This is a genomic window from Mesorhizobium sp. M7A.F.Ca.CA.002.05.1.1, from assembly GCF_003998335.1.
Taxonomy (GTDB): domain Bacteria; phylum Pseudomonadota; class Alphaproteobacteria; order Rhizobiales; family Rhizobiaceae; genus Mesorhizobium.
The window spans coordinates 1-3,503 of record NZ_RZQI01000638.1 but is presented as its reverse complement, the minus strand read 5'-3'; the positions used below and the strand labels follow the sequence as shown (position 1 = coordinate 3,503).

Sequence of the window (3,503 nt, the reverse complement as noted above, 5' to 3'; positions counted from 1 at the left end):
CTGCAGCATCTCGCGCGGCTGCGGGGCCGGCTGCATCTGCTGGACCACCGGCTGCGGCATCGGCTGGGCGGGCGGCGCCTGGAAGATCTTGCTCTGCGGGCGGAAATCTTCAGCGTGGGCGACCGGGGCCGGGCGCGCCTGCGCCATGGCCGCCGCATTGGCTTCGGCCAGATGGATGGCTTCCGCGACCGGGTCGATAGCGCGTGGCTCGTATGCCGCCTGCTGGACAGGCGCCGGACGAACCTCCGCGATCTGAGCCGCCGGGCGGCTGGCCGGCTTCGGAGGCGCCGTGCGGATCGAGATCGGCGCGGCGGCGATTTCAGCCGCCGACTTGTCGATGCCGGTGGCAACCACCGAGACGCGGATGACGCCTTCGAGTTCCTCGTCGAAAGTGGCGCCCAGGATGATGTTGGCGTCCTGGTCGACTTCCTCGCGGATACGGGTCGCGGCTTCGTCGACTTCGAACAGCGTCAGGTCGCGGCCGCCGGTGATCGAGATCAGCAGGCCCTTGGCGCCCTTCATCGATGTCTCGTCGAGCAGCGGGTTGGCGATCGCCGCTTCGGCGGCGGCCATCGCGCGGCCCTCGCCGGAAGCCTCGCCGGTGCCCATCATCGCCTTGCCCATCTCGCGCATGACGGAACGGACGTCGGCGAAGTCGAGATTGATCAGGCCTTCCTTGACCATCAGGTCGGTGATGCAGGCGACACCGGAATAGAGCACCTGGTCGGCCATGGCGAAGGCATCGGCGAAGGTGGTCTTGTCATTGGCCAGCCGGAACAGGTTCTGGTTGGGGATGACGATCAGCGTATCGACGCATTTCTGCAATTCCTCGATGCCGAAATCCGCTGTCTTCATGCGGCGCTGGCCTTCGAAGTGGAACGGCTTGGTGACGACGCCGACGGTGAGGATGCCCTTTTCGCGCGCTGCGCGGGCAACGACCGGAGCAGCACCGGTGCCGGTGCCGCCGCCCATGCCGGCGGTGACGAAGCACATATGGGTGTTGGTCAGGTGATCGAGGATTTCATCGATGCACTCTTCCGCCGCCGCACGGCCGACTTCCGGCTGCGAGCCGGCGCCAAGGCCTTCGGTGACATGCGCGCCGAGCTGGATCAGGCGGCCGGCCTTCGACATGGTCAGCGCCTGCGCGTCGGTGTTGGCCACCACGAACTCGACACCGCGCAGACCGGCGGTGATCATGTTGTTGACGGCATTGCCGCCGCCGCCGCCGACACCGAACACGGTGATGCGCGGCTTAAGCTCGGTGATGTCCGGCTTTTGCAGATTGATGGTCATTGTCTCCGTCCTTTGCCTTTCACGCCGCTTCGCCGCCGCGGCCGCCTATGGGGCTGTCCCCGTCAATTTTAGAAACTGTCTCTCAACCACTGACTCATGCGATGCAGTTTTCCGCCCGTTCCGGTCATTTTGAGACCGGAAATTCCTTTCGCCGGATGGCTCTCGAAGCTCGCCATCTGCGGATAGATCAGAAGCCCCACCGCAGCCGAGAAGGCCGGCCCCTTCGCCGCTTCCGGCAGACCGGCCACGCCGAGCGGGCGGCCGATGCGCACATTGCGTCCCAGGATGCGGCGCGCCGCCTCCGGCAGGCCGGCAAGCTGGCTGGCGCCACCGGTAAGAACCACACGCTTGCCCACTGCATTGCCATAGCCGGACTTGTTCAGCCGGTCGCGCAGCAGTTCGAGCGTCTCGTCGATGCGGGCGCGCACGATGCGCGTCATCACCGAGCGCGGGATCTGCAAGGGCACGTCACCGTCGTCGCCGATCGGCTGGATCGAGACCAGGTCGCGGTCGTCGGCGCTGCCCGGCAGTGCCGAGCCATGCATCACCTTCAGCCGTTCGGCGGCATCGAGCGAGGTCGACAGCCCCTTGGCCATGTCCATCGTGACGTGGTTGCCGCCGATGGCGATGGCGTCGCCATGGACGAACTTGCCTTCCGAAAACACCGAGATCGTCGTCGTGCCGCCGCCCATGTCGATGCAGGCCGCGCCCATTTCCAGCTCGTCGTCGACCAAGGCCGCCAGGCCGCTGGCATAGGGCGTCGCCACCATGCGCTCGACCGACAGATGCGAACGGTTGATGGAAAGCTCCAGATTGCGCATCGGCGCGGCGTCGCCGGTCAGCACATGCATGTCGACGCCGAGTGCGTCGCCGACCATGCCGCGCGGATCGCGCACGCCGCGTTCGGCATCGAGCGAGAAACCGACGGGAAGCGAATGGATCACCTCGCGCTCGGCCTTCAGCGCCTGCTTGGCGCCGGCACCGAGAACGCGCTTGATGTCGGCCTCGTCGGCCTCGTGGCCGCCTAGATTGATGGTGGCGGAGAAGGCTTCGCTCTTCAGCCGGCCGGCCGTCATGTTGACGATCAGCGAATCGACCGTTAGCCCGGCCATGCGCTCGGCCGCGTCGACGGAAAGGCGGATGGCATGTTCCGCCCTATCGAGGTCAACCACGACACCCGACTTCACGCCTTGCGATTTCTGATGGCCGATGCCGATCACCTGGATCCGGTGCGAGCGGCCGCGCAGCAGCTTGCCGTCATCGCATGGCTTCAGCTTGGCCACCATGCAGCAGACCTTGCTCGAACCGACATCCAGCACCGTCAGGGTGCCGGACCGGCGCGACGCGGCATCGCCAGGACCGCCAAGCCAGTTCATATCTTCGTCTCCGGCTTGCGCTTCAGGCTCTTGGGTTTCTCGTTGAGGGCGGCTTCGCGCTGCGTCGCCGCTTCCGCCGTCAACTGCACGACCAGCCGGTCCGTCAGGCGCATGTCGACGGCGGCGATGTCGCGCGACAGCAAGCCGTTGTCATGATCCATCTTGACGAGTTCGGCGAGCGCCTGTTCCTCGTCATCCTCGGGAAGCTTGATGGTGATGCCATTGTCCAGCTTCAGGTCCCAGCGCCGTTCGCCAACACGGATATAACCCTTGATCCGGCTCGCGAGCTCGGGATATTTCTCGACCTTGGCCAGGAAATCGGGCGCGCTCGCCGGCGCGCCGATGCCGATCAGCAGCGGCAGGAGCGCCTGCTTGCCGCCCGAGAACGGCGCGATCATGGCGCCATTCCGCTCGATGACCGAAAGCGCGTCACCCTGTTGCCAGAGCGCGAAAGCCTCACGCTCCTCGACGCGCACTTCCAGAGTATGCGGGTAGACCTTGCGGACGGCCGCGACCTCGATCCACGGCAATGTCGCAATTCGTTCCCGCGCGGCCTCGGCATTAAAGCCGATCAGCGACGTCCAACCGTCGAGTTCAAGCCTGTCGAGTATGTCGATTTCCGAGGTCTGGCGATTGCCGACCACCTTGACCTGATCGACGGCAAAGCCGGTACGGGCGGTGATGCTCTGCACGATACCCTCGACATGACCGCCGAGATAGGCGCCATAGGCACTGCTCGAGAAAATCAGCACGGCCGACATCATGGCCGCGGAAAAGCGCGGCGCCTGGAATTCCCCGACGCCCAGGCGCGCCAGAATGCGCACCGGGCGGCGC

The 3,503-nt window shown here is 65.8% G+C and carries 3 protein-coding genes; all 3 read right to left on the bottom strand.

All coding sequences use genetic code 11. The features are described from left to right. On the bottom strand, window positions 1-1,293 hold a 1,293-nt coding region (gene ftsZ / locus EN939_RS25610), incomplete at its 3' end, for a cell division protein FtsZ (protein ID WP_127270578.1). Between the two features lie 68 nt (window positions 1,294-1,361). Then, on the bottom strand, window positions 1,362-2,669 hold the full coding sequence (gene ftsA, locus EN939_RS25605) for a cell division protein FtsA (RefSeq protein ID WP_127270576.1): 1,308 nt from the start codon (window positions 2,667-2,669) through the stop codon (window positions 1,362-1,364). Next, window positions 2,666-3,503, bottom strand: an 838-nt coding sequence (locus EN939_RS25600) for a cell division protein FtsQ/DivIB (RefSeq protein WP_164751215.1), incomplete at its 5' end; no start/stop codon positions are given. The genes EN939_RS25600 and ftsA, both read right to left, overlap by 4 nt.

What these genes read in the sequence shown, in the direction of transcription:
- ftsA (WP_127270576.1), bottom strand. Translation starts at nt 2,669, where the DNA reads ATGAACTGGCTTGGCGGTCCTGGCGATGCCGCGTCGCGCCGGTCCGGC.